The organism is Streptomyces anulatus (genome assembly GCF_014650675.1).
Classification (GTDB): domain Bacteria; phylum Actinomycetota; class Actinomycetes; order Streptomycetales; family Streptomycetaceae; genus Streptomyces; species Streptomyces anulatus.
The window spans coordinates 848212-872701 of sequence record NZ_BMVK01000001.1; the positions used below are offsets into that span (position 1 = coordinate 848212).

Here is a 24490-nt window from a genome sequence, read left to right on the forward strand (position 1 = left end):
TAGCCGAACGGCTACGGAGAGGAGCGATCGATGTACGGCGAGAACGTACGCCCGAATAGCCAGGTGCCCCCTGCCCTCCCCGTCCTCGGAGCCCTCCTGGTCGACACCAGCCGCACCGACCGCGTGGGGGAGTTCCGCGGGGTCGCCGGCCCCTACTGGTCGCTGCGGCCGGTAGGGGGCGGCGCGGAGTGGGAGGTCGAGCCCCGCCATGTTCGGCCCGCCGTCCTGATGGAGCAGCTCCGCGCCCGTACCGCGCGCCTCAACGCCCGTAGCCGGGGCGAGGTCCTGTGAACGCCGCGCCGCCCGCTCGGCGAACCCCGGCGGCCCGCATGACGCGCGCGGCGGTCTACGCGGCCGAGGTCACCCTGTCCGACGGGCAGCGGTTCGCCTCGCTCGGCGGGGTCGTCGTACGGAACCGGCGGCTCGCCCTCCTCTGGCTCCGGCGGCAGGCCCTGCGCCTGGCCGACGGCCATGGGCTCGTCCTCGCTCCCGAATCCGTACGGCTGCCGGCCCGCGACGTACGCCCGGTCCGCTTCCACGGCTCGGACGCACCTGAGGAGTTGCGTCGCTGGGCCACCGGCGGTGCGCACCAGGACCACGCGATACGGGCCCTGGAGGCCGGGTTCCCCGCGCTGTTCACCGTGCTCGACCCCGCCGTCGGGCTCAGCCTGACGCTCGCCGGGTGGCGCGGCCACCCGACCGACCACTAATCCCGCCACACGAACCGGAGTTGAACACCGTGCTCCAGTGCACCGCCGTCACACTTCTCCCTCCCGATGCCGTGCTGCGGTTCCTCGCTCCCGGGGCGGACGACACCGACGATCCGGAGCCATACGTCCTGTGCGAACTCGGCGAGCACGACGGGCCGCACACCGAACACGCCGCCCAGGCGCCCCATTCCTGGGACGTGGAGGACCCGCTCGGCGACCTGATCGCGGAGCGGCTCGTACCGGACGACTCCCCCGAAGGCGGCCCGTACCCATGAACCAGTGCACCGCCGTCGCGTTACTGCCGCCCCCGGAGCACGTGCTCGCCCTGTCGGTCCCGGATCGCCGCCCGGAGGCCGGACACCTGCTCTGCGAACTCGGGGAGGGCCACGACGAGGCGCACGCGACGCTGCTGTGGGACGAGGGCGGGCGGCCGGGAAGCGCCGTCTGGGCGCGGTGGCGCGCCGGGCAGGTCCGGCTGCTGCCGCTCCCCTGGTGCGCGGTACGCGACCCACGGAACGCGGACGCGGCCTGCGGTCTGTTCGCCGGGCACCCGTCGGGGCACGACTGGGAGGTCACGGACCCCACCGACGAGGCGATCACGCGGGAGCTGGCGCGGCGGCACCCTCATCTGTTCCGCCGGTGACGGGCGGAACAGATGAGGCTCCCGGCACCTTCCCCCACTTCCCTCATGGAGACACACGCGTGGGCCCGGATCACGGATGATCCGGGCCCACGGTCGTACGGGACGTACGGGCTACCGCTCGGGCAGCTCTCGGGTGTCAGCTCTGCGCGGGAGCGTCCTGCTCGCCGGGCTCGGCGGCGGTGGTGGCCGCCTGGGCCTCGGCGCGCTCGCGCATCTTGCGCACCAGCTCCTGCTTCTTGTCCTCGGCGGCCTTGCGGTCGGCGCCTCGCGCGGAACCCGCGCCCTGCTGTTCGGCGCGGGACAGCTTCTTGCGCTGTCCGCCGACGCCGAGGAGGTTGTTGCGGCTCTTGGCCACGGCGTTCTCCCATTCGTGGTGAGAAGTGAGGAAGGAAGTGATCAGGTGATCGAGATCGATCCGGTGGGCGGCGGGTGATCGCAACCCGCCGCGCTCTCACTCGTAGATCTGGAAGAACGAAGACATGCGGAAACCGTACCCCGCGCCCGAAGCGCCCCGCACCAGGTTTTCAGGCCGTCGGGTCGACCGTCGCCCGATGGGCCTCGGCCAGGTGCTCCTCAGCCTTCAGCCAGGGCAGGAACTGCGCCGGGCGCCGCCACTCGCAGGTGGAGCAGGACAGCTGGCGCGTCCCGCCCGACTTCCGTACCAGCACGACGTGTTCACGGCCGTGCTGGTCCCATCTGCTGACCTTGCTGGTGGTGATCGACGACATCGCGTACCTCCCGGAACGGCGGCGGGGGCTCCGGTGGACCGTACGACGAAGCCCCCGGTTCCGTACCCGGAACCGGGGGCCTCACGCACGTGTGCGGGTGTCAGCAGCCGAGCAGACGCGAGCCGAGGTACGCCTGGATCTGGTCCAGGGAGACGCGCTCCTGCTTCATGGTGTCGCGCTCGCGCACGGTCACCGCGTTGTCGTCGAGGGTGTCGAAGTCGACGGTGACGCAGAACGGGGTGCCGATCTCGTCCTGACGGCGGTAGCGGCGGCCGATGGCGCCGGCGTCGTCGAACTCGATGTTCCAGTTCTTGCGCAGATCGGTCGCCAGGCCCTTGGCCTTCGGCGAGAGCTGCGGGTTGCGGGAGAGGGGCAGCACCGCGACCTTGACCGGCGCCAGGCGCGGGTCGAGGCGCATCACGGTGCGCTTCTCCATGACGCCCTTGGCGTTGGGCGCCTCGTCCTCGACGTAGGCGTCCAGGAGGAACGCCAGCATCGCGCGGCCGACACCGGCCGCGGGCTCGATGACGTACGGCGTCCAGCGCTCGCCGGCCTCCTGGTCGAAGTACGACAGGTCGGTGCCCGACGCCTCGGAGTGCGCCTTGAGGTCGTAGTCGGTGCGGTTGGCCACGCCCTCCAGCTCGCCCCACTCGCTGCCGCCGAAGCGGAAGCGGTACTCGATGTCGGCGGTGCGCTTGGAGTAGTGGGAGAGCTTCTCCTTCGGGTGCTCGAACCAGCGCATGTTCTCCTCGCGCATGCCGAGGTCCGTGTACCAGTTCCAGCGCTGGTCCATCCAGTACTGCTGCCACTCCTCGTCCTCGCCCGGCTTGACGAAGAACTCCATCTCCATCTGCTCGAACTCGCGGGTCCGGAAGATGAAGTTGCCCGGAGTGATCTCGTTCCGGAAGGACTTGCCCATCTGCGCGATGCCGAACGGCGGCTTCTTGCGCGAAGTCTGCTGCACCTGGCCGAAGTTGGTGAAGATGCCCTGGGCGGTCTCGGGACGCAGGTAGGCGACCGAGCCGGAGTCCTGGGTCGGGCCGAGGTGGGTGGAGAGCAGACCCGAGAACTGCTTGGGCTCGGTGAAGGTGCCCTTGTTGCCGCAGTTGGGGCAGTTGAGGTCGGCGAGGCCGTTGACCGGCGGCTTGCCGTGCTTCTCCTCGTACGCCTCCTCCAGGTGGTCGGCGCGGTAGCGCTTGTGACAGGAGGTGCACTCGGTGAGCGGGTCCGAGAAGGTGGCGACGTGGCCGGAGGCGACCCAGACGTCCGAGGCCAGGATGACCGACGAGTCGAGACCGACCACGTCCTCGCGCGCGGTGACCATGTAGCGCCACCACTGACGCTTCAGGTTCTCCTTCATCTCGACGCCCAGCGGCCCGTAGTCCCAGGCGGCGCGCTGGCCACCGTAGATCTCACTGCAGGGGTAGACGAAGCCACGGCGCTTGCTCAGGCTGACGATGGTGTCGATCTTGTCGGCGGCCACGGTGCTCTCTTCATTACGACGGTGACGAACGGCGAATGCCCCAGATTACCGGCGGGCGCACCCCTGGGATCAAATCGGTGGCACGTGAAGGATCTTCCCGGCGTCCCTATGTGACCTTCCGGGCATCTCATCTGCCTTGTTGACAATCGTTTCCACTTTAGTTGAAAATGAGTGTCATGAACGTACGCCGCCTCATACCCACCACCGCCGTCGCCGGAGCAGTCGTCCTCGGTCTGACCGCTCTCTCGGCCTGCTCCACCTCCGACGCAGCGGACGGGGGCAACGGCGACAAGCTGAAGGTGACGGCGTCGTTCTACCCGATGCAGTTCCTGACCGAGAGGATCGGCGGCGAGCACGTCGCGGTCACCAGCCTCACCAAGCCGGGCGTCGAGCCGCACGACCTGGAGCTCACCCCCCGCCAGATCGGCTCCATCAGCGAGTCCGACTACGTGCTGTACCTCAAGGGCATCCAGCCCGCCGTGGACGATGCCATCAAGCAGTCCGGTGTGAAGAACACCGTCGACGCCGCGACCCTCACCACGCTGGAGAACCACGGCTCCGAGGTCAGCGGCCACGACCACGGGCACGAGGGCGAGGAAGAGCACGGCCACGAGGAAGAGGCCCACGAGGAGCACTCCGAGGGCGACGGCCACAACCACGGCGAGGAGGGCGGCGCCGACCCGCACATCTGGCTGGACCCGGTGAAGTACGCCGAGGTCGCCAAGGGGGTCGGCAAGTCGCTGGAGAAGGCCGACCCCGACCACGCCGCCGACTACAAGAAGAACACCGACGCCCTCGTCGCCGAGCTGGGCGAGCTGAACACGGCGTACGAGACCGGGCTGAAGAACACCTCCACCAAGACGTTCATCACCACGCACTCCGCCTTCGGCTACCTCGCCGAGCGCTACGGGCTCACCCAGCAGGGCATCGCGGGCATCGACCCCGAGGCCGAGCCGAGCCCCGCCCGGATCCAGGAGATCCACACCATCGCGGAGAAGGAGAAGGCCACCACGGTCTTCTTCGAGACGCTCGCCAGCGACAGGACCGCGAAGACCCTCGCGAAGGACACCGGGCTGAAGACCGGCGTCCTGGACCCGCTGGAGGGAATCACGAAGAAGTCCCAGGGCGCTGACTACATCGAGGTCATGGAGTCCAACCTCGCCGCGCTGCAGAAGGCACTCGGCGCGAAGTGACCCGTACCACCCGCATCCCCGGATCGGAGGCGCTCATGCCGGAGCGTGAGAGCACCACCCACGAGCCCGTGGCCACCACCCACGAGCCCGTGGCCACCACCCACGAGCCCGTCATCGCCCTGCGCGGCGCCACGGCCACCCTCGGCGCACGCCCCGTGCTGCGCGGGGTGGACCTGACCGTGCACCGCGGCGAGGTCGTCGCGCTGCTGGGCGCCAACGGTTCCGGCAAGTCCACCGCCGTACGGTCCGTCATCGGGCAGGTCCCGCTGACCGGCGGCACCGTCGAGCTGTTCGGCACCGAGCTGCGCCGCTTCCGCCGGTGGGGCCGGATCGGGTACGTCCCGCAGCGCACCACGGCCGCGGGCGGTGTGCCCGCCACGATCCGCGAGGTCGTCGCCTCCGGCCGGCTGTCCCGTACGGGGCTGCGGTGGCCCGGGAAGGCGGACCGGGCGGCCGTGGACCGGGCCATCGCGCTGGTGGGCCTCGCCGACCGCGCCAAGGACTCCGTGAGCGCGCTGTCCGGGGGCCAGCACCAGCGGGTCCTCATCGCCCGTGCCCTGGCCTCCGAGCCGGAGCTGCTGATCATGGACGAGCCGATGGCCGGGGTCGACCTGGCCAGCCAGGAGATCCTCGCCTCGACCCTGCGCGAGCAGGTGGCGCTGGGCACCTCCGTGCTGCTGGTGCTGCACGAGCTGGGCCCGCTGGAGCCCCTGATCGACCGGGCCGTCGTTCTGCGCGACGGCTGCGTGACGCACGACGGGCCGCCGCCCGAGGCGCTCGGCCAGCACGCTCTGCCCGGCCACGACCATGTACACCCCCACGCGGCCGCCGAGCCCGTCCGGACGGGACTGCTTACCTGATGATGCTGGAATTCCTGAACCCTCCCTTCATGCAGCGGGCGCTCATCGCGGCCGTGCTGGTCGGCATCACCGCGCCCGCCATCGGCATCTACCTGGTGCAGCGGCGGCAGGCCCTGATGGGCGACGGCATCGGGCACATCGCGATGACCGGTGTCGGCCTCGGCTTCCTGCTCTCCACCAGCCCGGTCTGGATGGCCACCGCCGTCGCGGTGGCCGGCGCGGTCGTGATGGAGCTGATCCGCTGGTACGGACACACCCGCGGCGACCTCGCCCTGGCGATGCTGTTCTACGGCGGCATGGCGGGCGGCGTCATGCTGATCAACCTGTCCGACACGGGCTCCAACGCCAACCTGACCTCGTACCTCTTCGGCTCGCTGGCCACGGTCTCCGAGTCGGACGTCATCGCGATCTGCGTCCTGGCCGCCTTCGTGGTGCTGGTCACGGTGGGGCTGCGGCGCCAGTTGTTCGCGGTCAGCCAGGACGAGGAGTTCGCCCGGGTGTCCGGGCTGCCGGTGCGGGTGCTGAACCTGCTGATCGCGGTGACCGCCGCCGTGACCGTGACCGTCGCGATGCGGGTCGTCGGCCTGCTGCTGGTCAGCGCGCTGATGGTGGTGCCCGTGGCGGCGGCGCAGCAGATCACCAAGTCTTTCAAGGTCACCTTCGTGCTGGCCGTCGTGATCGGCACGGCCGTGACCCTCACCGGCACCGTGACCTCGTACTACCAGGACGTTCCGCCCGGCGCGACGATCGTGCTGCTGGCCATCGCGGTGTTCGTGGCGCTGACCGCGCTCGCCGCTCCGCTCGCGAGACGCCGGGCACGGGCGAGCGAGACGAAGGGGGCCGAGCGCACCCTTGAGGTACCGGGGGCCCGCCGGGAGCGGGACGACGTACGGGTGTGACAGCAGTGCGTGTGACCGGGTCGCACCGTACGTGTTCGCCGGCGGCGCCCGGCCGGGCTGGCACAATGGCCCGACACATGTACGGGCGACACGAGGAGGCAGCTGTGGCCACGGCGCCGATCAGTGGCACGAACGCAGCGCCGGTGCGCGGCCGGTCCACCCGGCAGCGGGCGGCGGTGGCGGCGGCGCTCGACGAGGTCGACGAGTTCCGCAGCGCCCAGGAGCTGCACGACGTCCTCAAGCACCGCGGCGACTCCGTGGGCCTGACGACGGTCTACCGGACCCTGCAGTCCCTCGCCGACGCGGGTGAGGTCGACGTCCTGCGCACCACCGAGGGCGAGGCCGTCTACCGGCGGTGCTCGACCGGTGATCATCACCACCACCTGGTGTGCCGGCTCTGCGGCAAGGCGGTGGAGGTCGAGGGACCGGCCGTCGAGCAGTGGGCCGAGATGATCGCCGCCCAGCACGGCTATGTGAACGTCGCGCACACCGTCGAGATCTTCGGCACGTGCGCGGAGTGCGCCGCGAGCAAGGCGTAACGGACGAGAAGAGGCGGGCCCGGGACGTTGTACACGTCCCGGGCCCGCCTCTTTCACGTCACTTTTCGCGTCACTTCTTCGCGGCCTCGGCGGCTTCGGCCGCCTTCGCCGCCTCCACCGCCTCCGCCCCGCCGAAGCGGCGGTCGCGCTGGGCGTACTCCAGACAGGCCCGCCACAGGTCCCGACGGTCGAAATCCGGCCAGAGAACGTCCTGGAAGACCATCTCGGCGTACGCGCTCTGCCAGATCAGGTAGTTCGAGGTGCGCTGCTCGCCGCTGGGGCGCACGAAGAGGTCCACGTCCGGCATGTCCGGGTAGTAGGTGTACTTCGCGAAGGTCTTCTCGTTGACCTTGGACGGGTCGAGCTTCCCGGCCGCCACGTCCTGGGCGATGCGCTGCGCGGCGTCCGCGATCTCGGCACGGCCGCCGTAGTTGACGCAGAAGTACAGCGTCATCCTGTCGTTGTCCTTGGTCTGCTCCTGGGCGACCTGGAGCTCCTGGACGACGGACTTCCACAGCTTGGGCATGCGGCCCACCCAGCGGATGCGGATGCCGAGCTCGTCCATCTCGTCGCGGCGGCGGCGGATCACGTCGCGGTTGAAGTTCATCAGGAACTTCACCTCGTCCGGGGAGCGCTTCCAGTTCTCCGTGGAGAAGGCGTACAGCGAGAGGTTCTTCACGCCCATCTCGATACAGCCCTTGAGAACGTCCATGACGACGCCCTCACCGACCTTGTGGCCCTCGGTGCGGGGCAGACCCCGCTCCTTGGCCCAGCGGCCGTTGCCGTCCATCACGACGGCGACGTGCTGGGGCACCAGCTCGCCGGGGATCTTCGGAGGCGTCGCGCCCGTGGGGTGCGGCTCGGGGGTCTTGTACGTGCGCCGGTTACGGCCGCCGAGGATCCCGCGTACTGCCATGAGCTTCTCAGTCTCCCTGTGTCACTTCTCTACGTACCGCGTCACTTCTCGACGCACCGCGTCACTTCTCGACGTACCGCAGCGAGCGCAGTCCGCGCTCCAGATGCCAGTGCAGATAGGCGGACACCAGTCCGCTCCCCTCCCTGACATGACGCGCCTCGCACGCGTCCGCCGTCGCCCAGTCGCCGCTGAGCAGCGCGCTCAGCAGGGCCAGGGCCTGTGCCGAGGGTACGACGCTGCCGGGGACCCGGCAGTCACCGCATATGACGCCCCCCGCCGCGACGGAGAAGAACCGGTTCGGACCGGGCATTCCGCACTTGGCGCAGTCCTCGAAGCTGGGCGCGTACCCGTTGACCGCGAGCGAGCGCAGCAGGAACGCGTCCAGGATCAGGTGGGGGGCGTGCTCGCCCCGGGCGAGGGTGCGCAGGCCGCCGACGAGCAGCAGATACTGCTGGACGGCCGGTTCGCCCTCGTGGTCGGTGAACCGCTCGGCGGTCTCCAGCATCGCGGTGCCCGCCGTGTAGCGGGCGTAGTCGGCGACGATCCCGCCGCCGTAGGGGGCGATCGTCTCGCTCTGGGTGCAGAGCGGCAGCCCTCGGCCGACCAGCTCGCTGCCGCGCGCGAAGAACTGCACGTCGACGTGGGAGAAGGGCTCCAGGCGGGCGCCGAACTTGGATTTGGTGCGGCGCACCCCGCGGGCGACGGCCCGCACCCGGCCGTGGCCGCGGGTCAGGATCGTGATGATCCGGTCGGCCTCGCCCAGTTTCTGCGTACGCAGCACGATGCCGTCGTCCCGGAACAAGCTCATGGGCCCATTGTCGCCCACCCGGGGCCCCTGGCGGGGGCCGCGGGCGGTTACGGACGTACGGGGACGGGCGGGCGGCGTTACGAGGGCGTGCGGGCGGCTGCCGCCAGCAGGCGGGCGGTGTCGTCGGCGGGCAGCTGGAGGGCGCTGCCGACCGTGGTCAGGACCTGGCGCTCGGCGGCGCAGTAGGGTCCGTCGGCCAGCGCGATCCTGGCGCCCTGGAGGAGGACGGACTCGCGGCCGGCGGTGGCCAGGTGCGGGGCGAGCGGGGCCAGCACCTCGTGCAGCTCGATGGCGAGGGTCGGGCCGCAGGCCTCGGCGGCCGGGTCGGAACCGGAGCCCCGGCCGGTGTCGGCGGCCAGCACCTCGACGACGGTGAACAGCTGCTCCTGGGTGCAGTCGTCGAGCCCGGCGTCGCGCACGGTGGCGACGGCGGCCTCCAGGACGGTGCGGGAGGTGGTGCCCCCGGCGGCGAGGACGGCCAGGGTGACGGTGTGGACGGCCTCGCGGAGCATCGCCGAGAACCGGGTCGTGGTGGGGTGGTCCAGCGCCTCGGGGGCGTAGTGGGTGAGGCAGGCGGCGCACTCGACGACGGGCTCGGTCTCGCCCCGGCGGACCAGCGGGACGCCGAGGACGGTGAGACGGCGGCGGCCGGTGAGCCGGCGGTAGTTGCGGTCTCCCCCGCAGCCGGGGCAGAAGAAGGCGCCGTCGCCGACGGCGTCCCAGATGGTGCGAACGCCGCAGAGGACCGGCCTCAGAGCGCGTTGTCCTTTGGCTGACTGCACGTCGCACACCTCCGTAACGCTCCGGCAACATTGCCGTGTGTTGGACGTGATGTTAGCCACACGCGTGATGTGACGTCAGCCTCTGGGACGTCACAACCCTCGGATATGGCCGAACCCCGACCACCCGGAGCGGGCGGTCGGGGTCCGTCAATGCCGTCGTACGGGGTCGAACCGGACGTCTGTACGAGGAGGGGGGCACGAAGGCCCGGGAGGGGCCGGACGGGTCAGCGGGCCGCGCGGTTGACCGCGGAGACGACCGCCTTGAGCGAGGCGCGGGTGGTGTTGGCGTCGATGCCGATGCCCCACAGGACCTTGCCGTCGATCGCGCACTCGATGTACGAGGCCGCCTGGGCGCTGGCGCCCTCGCTCATCGTGTGCTCGGTGTAGTCCAGCAGCCGGGCGTCGATGCCGATGGCCTGCAGCGCTTCGAAGAACGCGGAGATCGGGCCGTTGCCCGTGCCGCTCAGCACGGTGTCCGCGCCGTCGACGGTGGCCTCGACGGTCAGGGTGTCCCGGCCGTCGGTGTCGGTCGTGGTCTGGCCGGAGCGGAGCTGGACACGCCCCCAGGCGTTCTCGGCGTTCGGCAGGTACTCGTCCTGGAAGGTGGTCCAGATCTGGGCCGGGGTGACCTCGCCGCCCTCGGCATCGGTCTTGGCCTGAATGATCCGGGAGAACTCGATCTGCATCCGGCGCGGCAGGTCCAGCTTGTGGTCGTTCTTCAGGACGTAGGCGATACCGCCCTTGCCGGACTGCGAGTTGACCCGGATGACGGCCTCGTACGAGCGGCCGACGTCCTTCGGGTCGATCGGCAGGTACGGCACGGCCCACTCGATGTCGTCGACGGTCTTCCCCTGGGCCGCCGCGTCCCGCTCCATCGCGTCGAAGCCCTTCTTGATGGCGTCCTGGTGGGAGCCGGAGAAGGCGGTGTAGACCAGATCGCCCGCGTAGGGGTGGCGCGGGTGGATCTCCATCTGGTTGCAGTACTCGCTGGTGCGACGGATCTCGTCGATCTGCGAGAAGTCGATCTGCGGGTCGACACCCTGGGAGAAGAGGTTCATGCCCAGGGTGACCAGGTCGACGTTGCCGGTGCGCTCGCCCTGGCCGAACAGGCAGCCCTCGATGCGGTCGGCGCCGGCCATGATGGCCAGCTCGGCGGCGGCGACGGCGGTGCCCCGGTCGTTGTGCGGGTGGACCGACAGGCAGACGTGCTCGCGGCGGGTCAGGTTGCGGGACATCCACTCGAAGCGGTCCGCGTGGGTGGAGGGCGTCGAACGCTCCACGGTGGCGGGCAGGTTGAGGATGATCTCGCGGCCCTCCTCCGGCTGCCAGACGTCGCAGACGGCCTCGCAGACCTCCAGGGCGAAGTCCAGCTCGGTGTCGGTGAAGATCTCCGGGCTGTACTGGTAGCCGAAGACCGTCTCCGGGCCCAGGATCTTCTCGGCGTACTCCATGACCAGCCGGGTGCCGTCCACCGCGATCTGCTTGACCTCGTCGCGCGAGCCGCGGAAGACGACGCGGCGGAAGGTCGGGGCGGTGGCGTTGTACAGGTGGACGGTGGCCCGGCGCGCGCCGACCAGCGACTCCACGGTGCGCTCGATCAGCTCCTCGCGGGCCTGCGTCAGGACGGAGATCGTCACGTCCTCGGGGATCGCGCCCTCTTCGATGATGGAGCGGACGAAGTTGAAGTCGGTCTCGCCGGAGGACGGGAAGCCGACCTCGATCTCCTTGTAGCCCATCGCGACCAGCAGATCGAACATCTCGCGCTTGCGGGCCGGGGACATCGGGTCGATCAGCGCCTGGTTGCCGTCGCGCAGATCGGTGGACAGCCAGCGGGGCGCGACGGTGATCCGGTTGTCGGGCCAGGTGCGGTCGGCGATGTCCACGGCCTCGTAGCCGCGGTACTTGTGGACCGGCATCCCGGACGGCTTCTGGAGCTGCGTCGCGTTGGTGATCGGGGTGGGGCGGCCGACAGAATTACCGGCGGGATTCACGGTGGTCATGGCGTAGGGCTCCTCGGTCCAGCGGGGATCGGCCGACTGTGTCGCTGCAGCACCAGACTCCGCGGGGAGGGGGTCGGCCTACGACTACAGGCCCTCGCCGCGGCAGCTAAGGAGAAGCAGCCCGAAACGCATGATGCGACGAGCGTAACCGAGTGTGGCCCGTGGTGTCGGTCCGTATCAGTATGCGGGACCGGGCATCGATGACGGGTAAACAGTGACTCATCACTCCATTTCGTCAATCATCGTCGCAACCAGTGACAGCGCCGTGACGGAGTGCCACAGTCGTTGCATGCACCTTCGAACCGACGGCGATCTCCACCCCGTCTTCTGCACCATCGTTCCGCCCCACGTTCTCGACCACCTGTCCCGGTCCGCCGACGCCCGGCTCGCGGATCCGGCCCGCCGCACCCTGGCCGCCGACGGCCTCCGCCGCGACCGCCGCCGGGCGACGGCCCTCGCCGCCGTCCCGACCACCCCCGGCGTGGGCGCGGTCCCCACCAAGCCCCACCGCACGCTGTACGACTGCGGGAACGGCACCACCCTGCCCGGCCGCAAGGTCCGCGACGAGGGTGACAAGCCCACCTCGGACGCCAGCGTCAACCGCGCGTACGCCGGTCTCGGCGCCACCTTCGAGCTGCTGCTCTCGGCGTACGGGCGCAGCTCGATCGACGGCAAGGGGCTGCCCCTGATCGGCTCCGTGCACTACGGCGAGGAGTACAACAACGCGTTCTTCGACGGCGAGCAGATGGTCTTCGGGGACGGCGACGGCGAGATCTTCCTCGACTTCACCGTCGCGGTCGACGTGATCGCCCACGAGCTGGCCCACGGCCTGACGCAGCACACCGCCAACCTGCGCTACGAGGGCCAGTCGGGCGCGCTCAACGAGTCGGTGTCCGACGTCTTCGGCTCGCTGGTGAAGCAGTACTCGCTGGGCCAGAGCGCGGAGCAGGCCGACTGGCTGATCGGGGCCGGGCTGCTGGCGCCCCGGGTCAGCGGGGACGCGCTGCGCTCGATGAAGGCCCCGGGCACGGCGTACGACGACGACGTCCTCGGCAAGGACCCGCAGCCGGGGTCCATGGCGGACTACATCGAGACGGAGGAGGACAACGGCGGGGTCCACCTCAACTCCGGTATCCCCAACCGCGCGTTCCACCTCCTGGCCACCGCGCTGGGCGGCAACTCCTGGGAGCGTGCGGGGCAGATCTGGTTCGACGTGCTGACCGGCGGCGAGCTGACGGCGAACGCGGACTTCGCGCAGTTCGCCCGGCTGACGGTCGCGGCGGCGGGCGACCGCTTCGGCGCGGCCGACGAGCGGGAGGCGGTCCTCAAGGCCTGGTCGGAGGTGGGCGTACCGACCAAGGCGTGACCCGACCCGCCGAGGAGTCAGGGTTGAGCGCCCGCGCGGCCCCCGATAGACAGGACCCCATGCGTATCCAGGTCAGCAGGACCGGCGGCTTCGCCGGCATCGCCCGCCGCCATGAGGTCGACACCGGGGGAAGGGCGGACGCCGCGGAGTGGCAGGCCCTCGCCGAGGAGGCGCTCCGCTCCGCGCGGGACACCCCGCCGACGGGCGTACCGGACGGCTTCCGGTACGCGATCACCGTCGGGGACCGCACCGTGTACTGCGCTGACCCCGATCTGACCGGGGCGCAGCGCACGCTGATCTCACGCGTCCTCAAGGAGGGCGCGTGAGATCGGCACCTTCTGCCGGACGGGTCTAGAACCCGAGCTTCCGCAGCTGCTTCGGGTCGCGCTGCCAGTCCTTGGCGACCTTCACGTGCAGGTCCAGGAAGACCGGCGTGCCGAGCAGGGCCTCGATGTGCTTGCGGGACTTGGTGCCGACGTCCTTCAGCCGCTGGCCCTTCGGGCCGATGATGATGCCCTTCTGGCTGGGGCGCTCGATGTAGACGTTGGCGTGGATGTCGAGCAGCGGCTTGTCCGCCGGACGGTCCGTGCGCGGCAGCATCTCCTCGACGACGACCGCGATGGAGTGCGGCAGCTCGTCGCGTACGCCCTCCAGCGCCGCCTCGCGGATCAGCTCCGCGACCATGACCATCTCCGGCTCGTCGGTGAGGTCGCCCTCCGGGTAGAGCGGCGGGCTCACGGGGAGCAGCGGGGCGATGAGGTCGGCGAGCAGGCCCACCTGCTGGTCCTTGACCGCCGAGACCGGGATGATCTCGGCCCACTCGAAGCCGAGTTCGTCGGCCAGCGCGGAGACGGCGAGGAGCTGTTCGGCCAGCGCCTTCGACTCGACCAGGTCGGTCTTGGTGATGATGGCGATCTTGGGGGTCTTCTTGATCCCCGCGAGCTCCTTGACGATGTACTTGTCGCCGGGGCCGAGCTTCTGGTCGGCGGGCAGGCAGAAGCCGATGACGTCGACCTCGGCCCAGGTGGTCCGCACGACGTCGTTGAGCCGCTCGCCCAGGAGCGTGCGCGGCTTGTGGAGGCCGGGGGTGTCGACCAGGATCAGCTGCGCGTCGTCACGGTGCACGATGCCGCGCACCGTGTGCCGGGTGGTCTGGGGGCGGTTGGAGGTGATCGCCACCTTCTGACCGACGAGAGCGTTCGTGAGGGTGGACTTGCCCGCGTTGGGGCGGCCCACGAAGCAGGCGAAGCCGGCCCGGTGGGGGGAGGTGGTCTCCGCTTGCGCGGCAGCGGATTCTTGGTTCGGTCGAGCGCTCATGGCGACCATTCTCCCCGATCCCGGCGGCGCTGCCGCACAGTGGGCCGGGCGAGGCTCGTCACGGGCGCCTCAGGCCGTACGCGTACGGCGTCGGCGGGCCCGTGCCCACAGGGCCGTTCCGGCGGCGATGAGCACGGCGAGCACTCCGGCCAGGAGCCACGGCACGGCCAGGAACGCGACGGCCGCCGACTCCCGGGTGCCCTTCGCGGTGGCGGTGAGTTCGACCTCGGCCCGGTCCAGCTGCGGTGCGCCCTCCCAGGTCTCGGTCAGCCGGACCTGCTGGCGGGGCAGCAGCTCGGCGGGCAGCTTCGTCAGACCGCGCTTCAGCAGGGTCCGGCCGAAGAGGCCCTCGGCGCGCAGGGCGACGGCGGGGGCGAGGGTGACGTTCCCCCGGTTGTGCAGGGTGTACGAGATGACGGCGCGGCTCGCGCCGGTGCCCGGGACCAGCGGGCGGTGCCGCTCGATCCGGATGTCCTCGACGGAGAGCGCGGGGACGGTGGGCCCGTTCACCCGCAGGTGGATCCGGGCGCCGACGGCTCTGCGGACGCCTACGGCCAGGGAGCCGTGGCGGGTGGCCTCGACGCGTTCGTCCAGGGCGATCAGGGCGCCGGGGTGGTCGCCCGGCTCGGCGTTCTCCGGGACCTCGATGGTGAGGGGCACGGTGACCGAGGCCCTGGGGCCCACGGTGACGGTGTCCCGGTCGGTGCGGGCCCAGGCGCCGATGGAGCGCTGCTTCTCGTTCAGGTCGCGGACCGCGAAGCCGCCGTCGCGCGGGGTGTTGTAGGCGTCGGCCGCGTACAGCCGCAGGGTCAGCGGCTTCGCGGTCTTGTTGGTGACGGTGACCCGGTCGGTGAGCGTGGTGCCCGGGGCGGCGAAGAGGTAGAGGGAGGGGCGTTCGCCGGACGGGCCGGTGGCCGGCCGGACGGACCAGCTGCCGTTGTCGGCCGGGTGGGCGGCGGGCGTGCCGAGGAGCAGCAGGGCGGCGGTCAGGAGGAGTACGGGGAGCTTGCGCACGGTACGGGACCCCCAGGTCGCGTCCGGGTGGAGTGGGCCGGCCGGGTGCGCGCCCGGCCCACGGTGGTGAGGCCGAGGCCTCGGGTGCGGGCCGCGCCTCAGGTGAGCGTGAGGGTCAGCACTCCCGCGTAGGAACCGGCCCCGGTGAAGGCCGGGACGTCCAGGGAGAGCCCCGCGTCGACGGTGAACTCCCCTCCGGTGGCCGCCCCGTCGGGCGTCGACGCCAGGGTGGCGCCGGCGCTGCCGACCGCTCCGGCGCTGCCCGCCGCGCAGGTGCTCGGGCTGCCGGGCTTCGTGGCGCAGGACGGGGTCCAGCCGAGGGCGTCGGCGCTGATCCGCGCCCCGCCCGGACCCTTGAAGTCGGTGACCTTGCCGGTGAGGGACCAGCCGGCGGGGCCGCCGCGGAAGTCCTCGACGGTCACCGTCCGCAGGTCGCCGGTGGAGGCGCCGCCCCGGCCGAAGTCGACCCCGGACAGCTGGACGCTGTCGCCGGCCTGGGTCATGGACAGCGTGCCCGCCCGGACGGTCGTGGTGAGCTGCTGGCTGCCGTCGGGGATCTCACCGCCCCCGGTGACGGTGTACGCCAGGGGGCCCGCGCCCTTCTCGGCGTCCCAGGCGCCGCCCTCGTAGGCGACGATGCCGGTGGTGTCCGGGTCGCTGACGGCGAGCTTGGCGGTGAAGGCCCCGGATCCGTCGGCGGTGGCCGTGGTGGTGTCACCGGTCTGCGCGTCGCCGTCGCGGCCCGCCACGGTGATGCCCGCGCCCGGGGTGAACTTCGTGCCGGTGACGGTGACCTCGTCGCCCGCCTGCCCGGAGGCGGCCGAGAGCTGGACGGCGCGTTCGTTGACCTGGCCGCCGCCGGTGGCGACGACGGTCTCCGACACGGGGGCGGGCGGGCCCGTCACCGTGCAGGGGGTGTCCAGCTCCATGATGTAGCTGGTGTGGATGTTGTAGTCGCCGGGCGACAGGGTGATCGCGCCGGGTGCGGTGACGGTGAACGTGCCCGTCATGGAGAACGACGGGAAGGCGCCCTTGCCGGGGACCGGAGGATTCTTCTTCGGCCCCGCGACGGTGACGTCGCCGCTCTGCGCGCCGCCGAGGGTGACCTTCCCGGTCGGCGTCATGATGTCGGCGGGCAGGGCCAGGTCGACCGGGTTGCTGGCGGCGGGCACGACCACGGTGTAGGTCACGGCGACGGTGTCGCCGACCTGCGGGGTCGCGTCGTCGACGGTGATCTGCGCGGTCGTGGTGCCGTCGATGGGCGGGATGCCCGCGATGGGCGGCGGGATGCAGTGGGTGGGGAAGTCCACCGCGACGGAGGCCGTCGCGGCGGCCTGCGCCGGACCCCCGAGCAGCCCTCCCCCGGTGACGACGAGTGCGGTGATGCCCAGGGCGGCGGCCCAGCGGCGCCGCGGTTCGGTGGATCTTCGCATGGTCGGTCGCATGAATTCGGTGCCCTCCTGCGGAAAGCGGTACGGCGGCTCTTCCGTACCGGCAGGGGGCCATTGATGACCCGGGCGAAAAAGAAGTCAATGCAGACGAAATGCGGTGACTGATGGCCCATCAGATGGTGTCAAGATCGGCCTGCGGTGAGTCCTCCGCCCGGGCGGGCCGTCGCACGGCCCCGCTCGCCCCGCCGTCGCACACCGGACCGGCCCGCCGTCGCACGGCCGGTTCAGCCCGCCGTGACGCGGACCCGCAGCGTGCCGTCCGGGCCCGCGAGCAGCACCGGGGTGTCCGGTCCGCCGAGGTCCCGCACCGCGGCCCGGTCGTCGTCCGAGGGCGTCCCGGCGGCGGAGACGACCGCGGCCGCCTCCAGCGAGGTCGCGCCGCTGGCCACCGCCATGGCGACGGCGGTCTGCAGGGCGCTGAGCTTCAGCGACTCCAGCGCCACCGTGCCCGCGACATACGTGCGTCCCGTCTCGTCGCGTACGGCCGCGCCCTCGGGCACCCCGTTGCGGGCACGGGCGCTGCGCGCCAGCGTGACGATCTTGCGGTCCTCGGCGTCGAGCTCCGTGATGTCGGTCATGGCACGAGCATACGAAGCGGGCGAGGACCCTCGCAGGTCACCCCGGCACCGGAAGCGTCCGGCCGTCCCGGACAGCTCACCCCGGCACCGGGTACATCGAGCCGCGCCGTCCCTCGGGCGAGGCGAGCCACTGGAGCCTGGCCTCGCAGCCGGTGCCGGGCAGCGGGGTGTGGAGCACGATCGCCAGGTCCGGCCGGGCGGGCACCCGCAGCTGGGTGGATTCCAGGACCAGGCGGCCGACGAGCGGGTGCTCCACCTCTTTGCGGTTCTGGCCGGCGGGCGCGATGTCGCGCCGCTCCCACAGCTCGGAGAAGAGGCGGCTGGCCGCCTTCGCCTCCTCGATCACGGCCCGGAATCCGTCGTCGTCCGGGGAGTCCGAGCAGGCCGCCCGGAACTGGGCCACCACCCGGGGGGCCAGCGCGTCCCAGCTCGGCGCGGTGCGGGAGCGGTAGACCGGGTCGGTGAAGAAGGCGATCAGGCAGTTCTGCCGGATCCCGGGACGCATTCCGAGGACCGCGGCGGACGCGTCGTTGTACAGGACGGTGTTCCAGTAGCGGTCCATGATGTGGGCCGGGTAGGGCATCCAGGCGTCGATGAGCCGGGTCAGTCCCTCGCACATGTCGGCGTCGGCCGGATCGACCTCGGGCGGGGGCGCGTTCAGCCCGGCCAGCACGTACAGATGGCGGCGCTCGGCGCTGCTCAGGCGCAGCACCCGGGCGACGGAGTCCAGCACCTGCGGGGAGACGGTGATGTCGCGGCCCTGCTCCAGCCACTGGTACCAGGAGACGCCCACCCCGGCGAGGACGGCGACCTCCTCGCGGCGCAGACCCGGGGTGCGGCGGCGGGCTCCCCCGGGCAGGCCCGCCTCGTCCGGGGTGATGCGCGCCCGGCGGCTCCTGAGGAACTCGCGGAGTTCGGCGAGGCGGTGGGCCTTCGTGCCGTCCGTCGCCTGCTGGGCCGGTGTGGCCACGTACTCCCCCTGCTGTCCGTGCGTGCGCCTGCCTGGTGGTGCGGGCAACAGGATAAGTTCCCGCTCCCCACGGTTATTCCGGCCGACGCAGGGTGGGGGCCATGGCGATCGAATCCCCTTCCACCTCTGCCGCTTCTCCCGCTCCTCCTGTCACCCCGCTGTCCCCCGCGCGCCCCGGGGCCGGCCCGCCCCGGCTCACCGGCCGGGCCCGGCTGGTCCTCTTCGTGCTGTGCGCCGCCCAGTTCATGGTGGCCCTGGACTTCTCCGTGCTGAACGTGGCGCTGCCGGTGCTCGGCAGGGACCTCGGGCTGAGCACCACGGGCCTCCAGTGGGCCGTCACCGCGTTCGCGCTGCCGTCCGGGGGCTTCCTGCTGCTCTTCGGGAGGATCGCCGATCTGTTCGGGCGGCGCAGGCTGTTCCTCATCGGGCTCACCCTCTTCGGGGCCGCGTCCCTGCTGGCGACACTGGCCTGGGACCCGGCCTCCTTCCTCGCCGCACGGGCGCTCCAGGGTCTGGGCGCCGCGGTCATCGTGCCGACCGGGATGTCCCTGCTGACGACCACGTTCCCGGAGGGGCCGCTGCGCGACCGGGCGCTCGGGATCAGCGGCACGCTGATGTCGCTCGGCTTCACGGTGGGCATGGTCGCGGGCGGCGTGCTGACCGAGACGCTGGGCTGGCGCTCCACGATGGGCCTGCTGGCGGTGGCCTCGGTCGTGGTGCTGGTGCCGGCCCCCGGGGTCCTGGCCGAGTCGCGCACGACGGACCGGCAACGGCTGGACGTACCGGGCGCGGTGAGCGTCACCGGCGGTCTGCTGGCGCTGATCTACGCACTGTCGACGGCGGCGGAGCGCGGCTTCGGCGGCGTGGACGTGCTGGTCACCCTGGTCCTCGGCGTCGCCCTGCTCTCGGCGTTCGTCGTGGTGGAGTCCCGCTCGGCGGCCCCGCTGGTGTCGCTGCCGATGCTGCGGCGGCGGACGGTGGCGTTCGGCAACCTGGGCGGTCTGGTGACCTTCTCGATGATGAGCACCGTCGTCTTCGTCCTGACCCTGTACCTCCAGGAGGTCCTGGACCTCTCACCGTTCTCCACCGGTCTGGTCTTCGGGGTGCAGGGCGTGCTGTCGGTGGTGGCGGGGATGTACGCCCCGAAGCTGATCGGCCGGATCGGCGCCCGCCGGACCCTGGCGCTGTCGCTGCTCGGGCAGGGGCTGTTCATCGGCGCGCTGCTGGGCCTGGGGTCGGATACCGGGGCGTTGCTCGCGACGGCCGCGGTGTCGCTGTCCAGCATGTTCCACCTGGGCGCGATCATCTCGTACGGACTGATCGTGACGTCCGGCGTCCCGAACGAGGAGCAGGGCCTGGCGACCGGTCTGGTCACCACGACCCAGCAGGTCGGCCTCACGGTCGGCATCCCGCTGCTGGGCGTGCTGGCCACGACGCAGGACACCCTGTTCGACGGCGTACGGACGGTGGTCGCGGTCGCGGGGGCCATCCTGCTGACGGCGGGCGCGGCGGTGGCGGCGGGGCTGCGGCGGAGCTGACCGTACGGGAACGGGCCCGCCCCCGCGGAGGGAGCGGGCCCGTTCCCGTACGCACTTCTTCTGGCGCAGCTCTTCTACGGGCGGTCCAGCCGCAGCCGCTCCGCCTTCGGGAGTCCGGCGACCACCAGGTCGTAGGAGTCCTCGACCATCTCGCGCAGCAGCCGGTCCGGGACGCCGGAGACGGTGACCGTGTTCCAGTGGCGCTTGTTCATGTGCCAGCCGGGCACGATCGCGGGGTGCGTCCCGCGCAGCCGGATCGCCTCGTCGGGATCGCACTTGAGGTTGACGGTGAGCGGCTGTCCGTCCAGGGCGGTGAGGGCGAACATCTTGCCGAGCACCTTGAAGACGGAGGTCTCCGGGCCGAACGGGAACTCCTCCACGCTCGCGTTGAACTCCAGGCAGAAGGCCCGCAGCCGCTCCGGCGTCATTCCGCTTCCTTCTCCTCGGTCTCCTGGTGCTCCGGCTCCACGAGCACCGTGACGATCTTGTTCCGGCGGCCCGCGGGGGATTCCGCGGTGAGCCGGAGCCTACGGCCGTCGGGCAGCTCGACGGGCGCGGACGCACCGGCGATCGGGACCCGGCCGAGCGCCTTGGCGAGCAGACCGCCGACGGTCTCCACGTCCTCGTCGTCGTACTCGTCGAGGCCGAAGAGGTCGCCGAGGTCCCCGATGTCGAGCCGGGCGGTGACCCGGTAGCAGCCGTTCTCCAGCTCCTGGACGGGCGGCAGCTCCCGGTCGTACTCGTCGGTGATCTCGCCGACGATCTCCTCCAGGATGTCCTCGATGGTGACGATGCCCGCGGTGCCGCCGTACTCGTCGATGACGACCGCGACATGGCTGCGGTCCTGCTGCATCTCGCGCAGCAGGTCCCCGGCGTTCTTGGTGTCGGGGACGAAGGCGGCGGGGCGCATCGCGGTGGAGACGGGGTCGGCCTCGGACTCGCGGTTGATGTGCGTCTTGCGGACCAGGTCCTTGAGGTAGACGATCCCGACGACGTCGTCCTCGTTCTCGCCGGTGACCGGGATCCGGGAGAAGCCGGAGCGCAGGGCGAGGGTGAGGGCCTGGCGGATCGTCTTGTAGCGCTCGATGGAGACCAGGTCGGTGCGCGGCACCATGACCTCGCGGACCAGCGTGTCGCCCAGCTCGAAGACGGAGTGCACCATGCGGCGCTCGTCGTCCTCGATGAGCGACTCCGCCTCGGCGAGGTCGACCATGGCGCGCAGCTCGGCCTCGCTGGCGAACGGGCCCTTGCGGAACCCCTTGCCCGGGGTCAGCGCGTTGCCGACGAGGATCAGCAGCTGCGGGATCGGCCCCATGATCCTGGCCAGCGGCAGCAGGACGTACGCCGCCGCCGTGGCCGTGTTCAGCGGGTGCTGGCGGCCGATGGTGCGCGGGGAGACGCCGATGGCGACGTAGCTGACGAGCACCATCACGCCCATCGCGACGGCCAGCGCCTCCCAGGTCTCGGGCAGTTCCTGGAGGCAGGCATAGGTGACGAGGACGCCGGCCGACATCTCGCAGGCGACCCGCACCAGCAGGGCGACGTTGAGATAGCGGGTCGGGTCGGCCGCGATCTGCGCCAGCTTCGCGCTGCCGCGCCGGCCGGACCTGACCGCCTCGTCCGCCCGGAAGCTGGAGGTGCGGGCGATACCGGCCTCCGCGCAGGCGGCCAGCCAGCCGACGACGACCAGCAGCACGGCCCCGGTGATCAGGGGCGCGCTCACGAGACGGTGGGGGCGGGGGACGCGCCGGTGAGCCCGTGCTCCCCGCGCCAGCCGTCCACGATGGCGGCCTGGAGACCGAACATCTCGGCCTTCTCGTCCGGCTCCTCGTGGTCGTACCCCAGCAGGTGCAGCACTCCGTGGACGGTCAGGAGCTGGAGCTCCTCGTCCATGGAGTGCTGCGTCGGGGCCTCTTCGCCCTGCTTCTTCGCGACCTCCGGGCAGAGCACGATGTCACCGAGGAGCCCCTGCGGGGGCTCCTCGTCGTCCTTGGCCGGCGGACGCAGCTCGTCCATCGGGAAGGACATGACATCGGTCGGACCGGGAAGGTCCATCCACTGGATGTGCAGCTGCTCCATGGCGTCGGTGTCCACCACGATCACCGAGAGCTCGGACAGCGGGTGGATCCGCATCCGGGCCAGTGCGTAGCGGGCGATGTCGAGGATCGCCTGCTCGTCGACCTCGGTTCCGGACTCGTTGTTGACGTCGATCGACATGGTGCGCTGCGACTACTTCCCTTTACGGCGGTCGCGTCGGCCGTCTTCGCGGCCTTCCGCCTGACCGTCCTGCTGACCGTTTCGGCTGTCGTACTTCTCGTACGCGTCGACGATACGGCCGACGAGCTTGTGCCGGACGACATCCTGGGAGGTGAGCCGGGAGAAGTGCACGTCGTCCAGGCCCTCCAGGATGTCCTGGACCTGGCGCAGCCCGCTCTTGGTTCCGCTCGGCAGGTCGACCTGGGTGACGTCACCGGTGATGACGATCTTGGAGTCGAAGCCGAGGCGGGTGAGGAACATCTTCATCTGCTCGGCGCTGGTGTTCTGCGCCTCGTCGAGGATGATGAACGCGTCGTTGAGCGTGCGACCACGCATGTACGCCAGCGGCGCGACCTCGATCGTGCCCGCCGCCATCAGCCGCGGGATCGAGTCGGGGTCGAGCATGTCGTGCAGGGCGTCGTAGAGCGGGCGCAGATACGGGTCGATCTTGTCGAACAGGGTGCCCGGCAGGAAACCGAGCCGCTCCCCCGCCTCGACCGCGGGCCGGGTCAGGATGATCCGGCTGACCTGCTTGGACTGGAGCGCCTGGACGGCCTTGGCCATGGCGAGATAGGTCTTGCCCGTACCGGCGGGACCGATGCCGAACACGATCGTGTGCTGGTCGATCGCGTCGACGTACCGCTTCTGGTTGAGCGTCTTGGGGCGGATGGTGCGACCGCGGTTGGAGAGGATGTTCTGCGTGAGCACCTCGGCAGGCGTCTCACCCTGAGGGTCTCCCAGCCCGTCGGCGGCCGCCCTGAGCATGGCGATCGACCGTTCCACTGCGTCCTCCGTCATCGGCGCTCCGGTGCGGAGCACGAGCATCATCTCGTCGAACAGGCGTTGGATGAGAGCGACATCGGCGGCCTCGCCCGTGGCACTGATCTCGTTGCCCCGGACATGGATGTCGGCCGCCGGGAAAGCCTCTTCGATCACGCGCAACAGCGAGTCACCCGATCCCAGGAGCATCACCATGGGGTGTGCGGCCGGGATCCTGATCTGGGCACGCGCCTGCGGCTGTGTGGGTGTCTGAGTCATGGGCCGGCCCTCGGGCCTGCACATACCTCCCGTTGCAGGGTTCTCGCTGCTCGACAACCTCCGGATTACCAAGCCTACGACCTGGCGGTGACAACGCAGAGTGCTTTTACCGCCCGTGTGTGCGATGCGCGCCCGCGCCCGCTCATTGGCGGAACCCGATCGTGGGCACCGCGCGCCGCAGCGGCCAGGCGCGGGCCGTGGTGGGCAGGAGGTCGTCCAGGAAGGCGTAGCGCTCCAGGGCGGCGGGATCCTGGCTCGCGCAGGTGCGGATCAGCTGCCACCAGGCGGCGACCTCGGCCCAGCCGGGGGCGGAGAGGGAGCCGCCGAACTCCTGGACCGAGAGGGCGGCGGTGAGCCCGGCGAAGGCGAGCCGGTCGGCGAGCGGCCAGTCGGCGAGGGTGCCGGTCACGAAGCCGGCGACGAAGACGTCCCCGGCGCCGGTGGGGTCGAGCGCCTCCACCTCGATGGCGGGCACGGCCGCGGCGGCGCCGGTGCGGCCGTCGACGGCGTACGCGCCCTCGGCGCCCAGGGTGACCACGGCGAGCGGGACGCGTTCGGCGAGCGCGTGTGCGGCGGCGCGCGGGCAGTCCGTGCGGGTGTAGCGCATCGCCTCCTCGGCGTTGGGCAGGAACGCCTCGCAGTGCGCCAGGTCGGGCAGGGCGTCCAGGTCCCAGCGGCCGGTCTCGTCCCAGCCGACGTCGGCGAAGATCAGCGCGCCGTTGCGGGCGGCGGTGGCCACCCAGGGCTCGCTCCGGCCCGGGGCGAGCGAGGCGATGGCGGCACGGGCGCGCGGAGGGCAGTGCGGGAAGGCCGGGGCGGGGGCTGCGGCGGGGGCTGCGGCGGGGGCTGCGGTCGGAGCGGGTGCCTCGTGGCCGTGCGAGACCATCGTGCGCTCGCCCTCGTACGCCATGGAGACGGTGACCGGGGAGTGCCAGCCGGGAACGGTGTGCGACATCGACAGGTCGATGCCCTCGCCCTGTTCGAGGGCGTCCCAGCAGTACTCCCCGTAGTGGTCGTCGCCGAAAGCGGCGGCGAGGGAGGTGCGCAGGCCGAGGCGGGCGAGGGCGGTGGCCATGTTGGCGACGCCGCCGGGGCTGGAACCCATCCCCCGGGCCCAGGACTCGGTGCCGCGCACGGGGGCGCTGTCCAGGCCGGTGAAGATGATGTCGAGGAAGACCGGGCCCGTCAGGAAGACGTCGCAGGCGGGGTCCCGGGGGGCGCGCAGCGCCTGTAGCGGGTCGATGCCCGGAGTGTCTGTGCTCACCGTGCGCTCCCGGTGTCGTGCGGCGGATCTCGGCCGGATCCGGACCGTGTGAGATGCGGCCAGTCTGCCCGATACGCCCGGGCGAACGCAGTGTCCACGCCCATGTGTTCGCAGCACGCCTGACCTGCATAAACATG

At 71.2% G+C, this 24490-nt stretch carries 28 protein-coding genes; 11 read left to right on the plus strand and 17 right to left on the minus strand.

The window, feature by feature from the left end:
• Positions 1-30 precede the first annotated feature (30 nt).
• The 4 genes from IE272_RS03720 to IE272_RS03735 are packed head-to-tail and all read left to right on the plus strand — an operon-like array spanning position 31 to position 1353.
• Positions 31-291, plus strand: coding sequence for a hypothetical protein (locus IE272_RS03720; protein ID WP_190006242.1), 261 nt, complete (start codon positions 31-33; stop codon positions 289-291).
• Between the two features lie 38 nt (positions 292-329).
• On the plus strand, positions 330-710 hold the full coding sequence (locus IE272_RS03725; protein WP_190006243.1) for a hypothetical protein: 381 nt from the start codon (positions 330-332) through the stop codon (positions 708-710).
• Positions 711-739: 29 nt separating this feature from the next.
• Entirely contained in the window at positions 740-985 is a 246-nt protein-coding gene (locus tag IE272_RS03730; protein WP_073959074.1) for a hypothetical protein, read from the plus strand.
• The gene (locus IE272_RS03735; protein ID WP_050360070.1) at positions 982-1353 is read left to right on the plus strand and encodes a hypothetical protein; all 372 of its coding nucleotides are present in this window, start codon (positions 982-984) and stop codon (positions 1351-1353) included. Before IE272_RS03730 ends, IE272_RS03735 begins: the two co-directional genes overlap by 4 nt.
• 136 nt (positions 1354-1489) lie before the next feature.
• On the opposite strand, the gene IE272_RS03740 is transcribed toward IE272_RS03735, so the two are convergent.
• From IE272_RS03740 to IE272_RS03750, 3 genes are all read right to left on the minus strand, one after another.
• The gene (locus IE272_RS03740) at positions 1490-1708 is read right to left on the minus strand and encodes a DUF6243 family protein (RefSeq protein WP_056707594.1); all 219 of its coding nucleotides are present in this window, start codon (positions 1706-1708) and stop codon (positions 1490-1492) included.
• A gap of 169 nt (positions 1709-1877) precedes the next feature.
• Positions 1878-2081: a hypothetical protein gene (locus IE272_RS03745; RefSeq protein WP_050360071.1), complete on the minus strand. Its 204-nt coding sequence runs from the start codon at positions 2079-2081 to the stop codon at positions 1878-1880.
• Positions 2082-2181: 100 nt separating this feature from the next.
• Positions 2182-3564 carry a glycine--tRNA ligase gene (locus IE272_RS03750; protein ID WP_007449563.1) on the minus strand — a complete coding sequence of 461 codons (1383 nt, stop codon included), beginning with the start codon at positions 3562-3564 and terminating at the stop codon, positions 2182-2184.
• Positions 3565-3740: 176 nt separating this feature from the next.
• On the opposite strand from IE272_RS03750, the gene IE272_RS03755 reads away from it, so the two are divergent.
• The 4 genes from IE272_RS03755 (at position 3741) to IE272_RS03770 (ending at position 7055) form a co-directional block, all read left to right on the plus strand.
• Positions 3741-4757 carry a metal ABC transporter substrate-binding protein gene (locus tag IE272_RS03755; RefSeq protein WP_056706838.1) on the plus strand — a complete coding sequence of 339 codons (1017 nt, stop codon included), beginning with the start codon at positions 3741-3743 and terminating at the stop codon, positions 4755-4757.
• A 35-nt stretch (positions 4758-4792) separates the two neighbouring features.
• Positions 4793-5617, plus strand: a complete 825-nt coding sequence (locus tag IE272_RS03760; RefSeq protein ID WP_190006331.1) for a metal ABC transporter ATP-binding protein — start codon at positions 4793-4795, stop codon at positions 5615-5617.
• On the plus strand, positions 5617-6516 hold the full coding sequence (locus IE272_RS03765) for a metal ABC transporter permease (protein ID WP_190006244.1): 900 nt from the start codon (positions 5617-5619) through the stop codon (positions 6514-6516). The genes IE272_RS03760 and IE272_RS03765 overlap by 1 nt, the downstream gene beginning before the upstream one ends.
• 104 nt (positions 6517-6620) lie before the next feature.
• Positions 6621-7055 carry a Fur family transcriptional regulator gene (locus IE272_RS03770; protein WP_030585500.1) on the plus strand — a complete coding sequence of 145 codons (435 nt, stop codon included), beginning with the start codon at positions 6621-6623 and terminating at the stop codon, positions 7053-7055.
• A 70-nt stretch (positions 7056-7125) separates the two neighbouring features.
• On the opposite strand, the gene IE272_RS03775 is transcribed toward IE272_RS03770, so the two are convergent.
• The 4 genes from IE272_RS03775 to leuA all read right to left on the minus strand — a co-directional run bounded on the left by IE272_RS03775 (position 7126) and on the right by leuA (position 11561).
• Positions 7126-7971: an isoprenyl transferase gene (locus IE272_RS03775; RefSeq protein ID WP_073958752.1), complete on the minus strand. Its 846-nt coding sequence runs from the start codon at positions 7969-7971 to the stop codon at positions 7126-7128.
• A 61-nt stretch (positions 7972-8032) separates the two neighbouring features.
• Positions 8033-8779: a DNA repair protein RecO gene (recO, locus tag IE272_RS03780; protein ID WP_026237355.1), complete on the minus strand. Its 747-nt coding sequence runs from the start codon at positions 8777-8779 to the stop codon at positions 8033-8035.
• A gap of 77 nt (positions 8780-8856) precedes the next feature.
• Positions 8857-9561, minus strand: a complete 705-nt coding sequence (locus IE272_RS03785) for a TerB family tellurite resistance protein (protein ID WP_050360126.1) — start codon at positions 9559-9561, stop codon at positions 8857-8859.
• Positions 9562-9785: 224 nt separating this feature from the next.
• The gene (gene leuA / locus IE272_RS03790) at positions 9786-11561 is read right to left on the minus strand and encodes a 2-isopropylmalate synthase (RefSeq protein ID WP_032791240.1); all 1776 of its coding nucleotides are present in this window, start codon (positions 11559-11561) and stop codon (positions 9786-9788) included.
• Positions 11562-11850: 289 nt separating this feature from the next.
• Here leuA and IE272_RS03795 point away from each other — a divergent pair, with 289 nt between their 5' ends.
• Positions 11851-12927, plus strand: coding sequence for a M4 family metallopeptidase (locus IE272_RS03795; protein WP_073958751.1), 1077 nt, complete (start codon positions 11851-11853; stop codon positions 12925-12927).
• 59 nt (positions 12928-12986) lie between these two features.
• A complete protein-coding gene (locus IE272_RS03800; protein ID WP_050360077.1) occupies positions 12987-13253 on the plus strand; it encodes a protealysin inhibitor emfourin in 267 nt (88 codons plus the stop codon).
• Between the two features lie 25 nt (positions 13254-13278).
• On the opposite strand, the gene era is transcribed toward IE272_RS03800, so the two are convergent.
• The 5 genes from era to IE272_RS03825 form a co-directional block, all read right to left on the minus strand.
• Positions 13279-14253 (minus strand): GTPase Era, encoded by a 975-nt coding sequence (gene era / locus IE272_RS03805; protein WP_176739489.1) that lies wholly within the window; start codon positions 14251-14253, stop codon positions 13279-13281.
• Positions 14254-14313: 60 nt separating this feature from the next.
• Positions 14314-15258 carry a WxL protein peptidoglycan domain-containing protein gene (locus IE272_RS03810; RefSeq protein ID WP_190006245.1) on the minus strand — a complete coding sequence of 315 codons (945 nt, stop codon included), beginning with the start codon at positions 15256-15258 and terminating at the stop codon, positions 14314-14316.
• Between the two features lie 98 nt (positions 15259-15356).
• Entirely contained in the window at positions 15357-16703 is a 1347-nt protein-coding gene (locus IE272_RS03815; protein WP_079045499.1) for a beta-xylosidase, read from the minus strand.
• Between the two features lie 230 nt (positions 16704-16933).
• Positions 16934-17287, minus strand: a complete 354-nt coding sequence (locus tag IE272_RS03820; protein WP_050360079.1) for a cytidine deaminase-like protein — start codon at positions 17285-17287, stop codon at positions 16934-16936.
• A gap of 76 nt (positions 17288-17363) precedes the next feature.
• Entirely contained in the window at positions 17364-18257 is an 894-nt protein-coding gene (locus IE272_RS03825) for a helix-turn-helix transcriptional regulator (RefSeq protein ID WP_007449586.1), read from the minus strand.
• Between the two features lie 101 nt (positions 18258-18358).
• Here IE272_RS03825 and IE272_RS03830 point away from each other — a divergent pair, with 101 nt between their 5' ends.
• Positions 18359-19795, plus strand: coding sequence for an MFS transporter (locus IE272_RS03830; RefSeq protein ID WP_190006246.1), 1437 nt, complete (start codon positions 18359-18361; stop codon positions 19793-19795).
• A 74-nt stretch (positions 19796-19869) separates the two neighbouring features.
• On the opposite strand, the gene IE272_RS03835 is transcribed toward IE272_RS03830, so the two are convergent.
• The 5 genes from IE272_RS03835 to IE272_RS03855 all read right to left on the minus strand — a co-directional run bounded on the left by IE272_RS03835 (position 19870) and on the right by IE272_RS03855 (position 24353).
• Entirely contained in the window at positions 19870-20223 is a 354-nt protein-coding gene (locus tag IE272_RS03835; RefSeq protein ID WP_050360081.1) for an MmcQ/YjbR family DNA-binding protein, read from the minus strand.
• Positions 20220-21518: a hemolysin family protein gene (locus tag IE272_RS03840; RefSeq protein ID WP_050360082.1), complete on the minus strand. Its 1299-nt coding sequence runs from the start codon at positions 21516-21518 to the stop codon at positions 20220-20222. Before IE272_RS03840 ends, IE272_RS03835 begins: the two co-directional genes overlap by 4 nt.
• The gene (ybeY, locus tag IE272_RS03845; RefSeq protein WP_003969265.1) at positions 21515-22012 is read right to left on the minus strand and encodes an rRNA maturation RNase YbeY; all 498 of its coding nucleotides are present in this window, start codon (positions 22010-22012) and stop codon (positions 21515-21517) included. Before ybeY ends, IE272_RS03840 begins: the two co-directional genes overlap by 4 nt.
• A gap of 12 nt (positions 22013-22024) precedes the next feature.
• Positions 22025-23089, minus strand: coding sequence for a PhoH family protein (locus tag IE272_RS03850; protein ID WP_073741573.1), 1065 nt, complete (start codon positions 23087-23089; stop codon positions 22025-22027).
• Between the two features lie 142 nt (positions 23090-23231).
• Positions 23232-24353, minus strand: coding sequence for a carbohydrate kinase family protein (locus IE272_RS03855; protein WP_190006247.1), 1122 nt, complete (start codon positions 24351-24353; stop codon positions 23232-23234).
• Positions 24354-24490: the final 137 nt, after the last annotated feature.

Coding starts and splice junctions, on each gene's coding strand:
- leuA (WP_032791240.1), bottom strand. CDS start 11,561: ATGACCACCGTGAATCCCGCCGGTAATTCTGTCGGCCGCCCCACCCCG.
- IE272_RS03745 (WP_050360071.1), bottom strand. CDS start 2,081: ATGTCGTCGATCACCACCAGCAAGGTCAGCAGATGGGACCAGCACGGC.
- recO (WP_026237355.1), bottom strand. CDS start 8,779: ATGAGCTTGTTCCGGGACGACGGCATCGTGCTGCGTACGCAGAAACTG.
- IE272_RS03725 (WP_190006243.1), top strand. CDS start 330: ATGACGCGCGCGGCGGTCTACGCGGCCGAGGTCACCCTGTCCGACGGG.
- IE272_RS03795 (WP_073958751.1), top strand. CDS start 11,851: ATGCACCTTCGAACCGACGGCGATCTCCACCCCGTCTTCTGCACCATC.
- IE272_RS03765 (WP_190006244.1), top strand. CDS start 5,617: ATGATGCTGGAATTCCTGAACCCTCCCTTCATGCAGCGGGCGCTCATC.
- IE272_RS03830 (WP_190006246.1), top strand. CDS start 18,359: ATGGCGATCGAATCCCCTTCCACCTCTGCCGCTTCTCCCGCTCCTCCT.
- IE272_RS03720 (WP_190006242.1), top strand. CDS start 31: ATGTACGGCGAGAACGTACGCCCGAATAGCCAGGTGCCCCCTGCCCTC.
- IE272_RS03800 (WP_050360077.1), top strand. CDS start 12,987: ATGCGTATCCAGGTCAGCAGGACCGGCGGCTTCGCCGGCATCGCCCGC.
- IE272_RS03820 (WP_050360079.1), bottom strand. CDS start 17,287: ATGACCGACATCACGGAGCTCGACGCCGAGGACCGCAAGATCGTCACG.
- ybeY (WP_003969265.1), bottom strand. CDS start 22,012: ATGTCGATCGACGTCAACAACGAGTCCGGAACCGAGGTCGACGAGCAG.
- IE272_RS03760 (WP_190006331.1), top strand. CDS start 4,793: ATGCCGGAGCGTGAGAGCACCACCCACGAGCCCGTGGCCACCACCCAC.
- IE272_RS03775 (WP_073958752.1), bottom strand. CDS start 7,971: ATGGCAGTACGCGGGATCCTCGGCGGCCGTAACCGGCGCACGTACAAG.
- IE272_RS03815 (WP_079045499.1), bottom strand. CDS start 16,703: ATGCGACCGACCATGCGAAGATCCACCGAACCGCGGCGCCGCTGGGCC.
- IE272_RS03735 (WP_050360070.1), top strand. CDS start 982: ATGAACCAGTGCACCGCCGTCGCGTTACTGCCGCCCCCGGAGCACGTG.
- IE272_RS03755 (WP_056706838.1), top strand. CDS start 3,741: ATGAACGTACGCCGCCTCATACCCACCACCGCCGTCGCCGGAGCAGTC.
- IE272_RS03835 (WP_050360081.1), bottom strand. CDS start 20,223: ATGACGCCGGAGCGGCTGCGGGCCTTCTGCCTGGAGTTCAACGCGAGC.
- IE272_RS03850 (WP_073741573.1), bottom strand. CDS start 23,089: ATGACTCAGACACCCACACAGCCGCAGGCGCGTGCCCAGATCAGGATC.
- era (WP_176739489.1), bottom strand. CDS start 14,253: ATGGTCGCCATGAGCGCTCGACCGAACCAAGAATCCGCTGCCGCGCAA.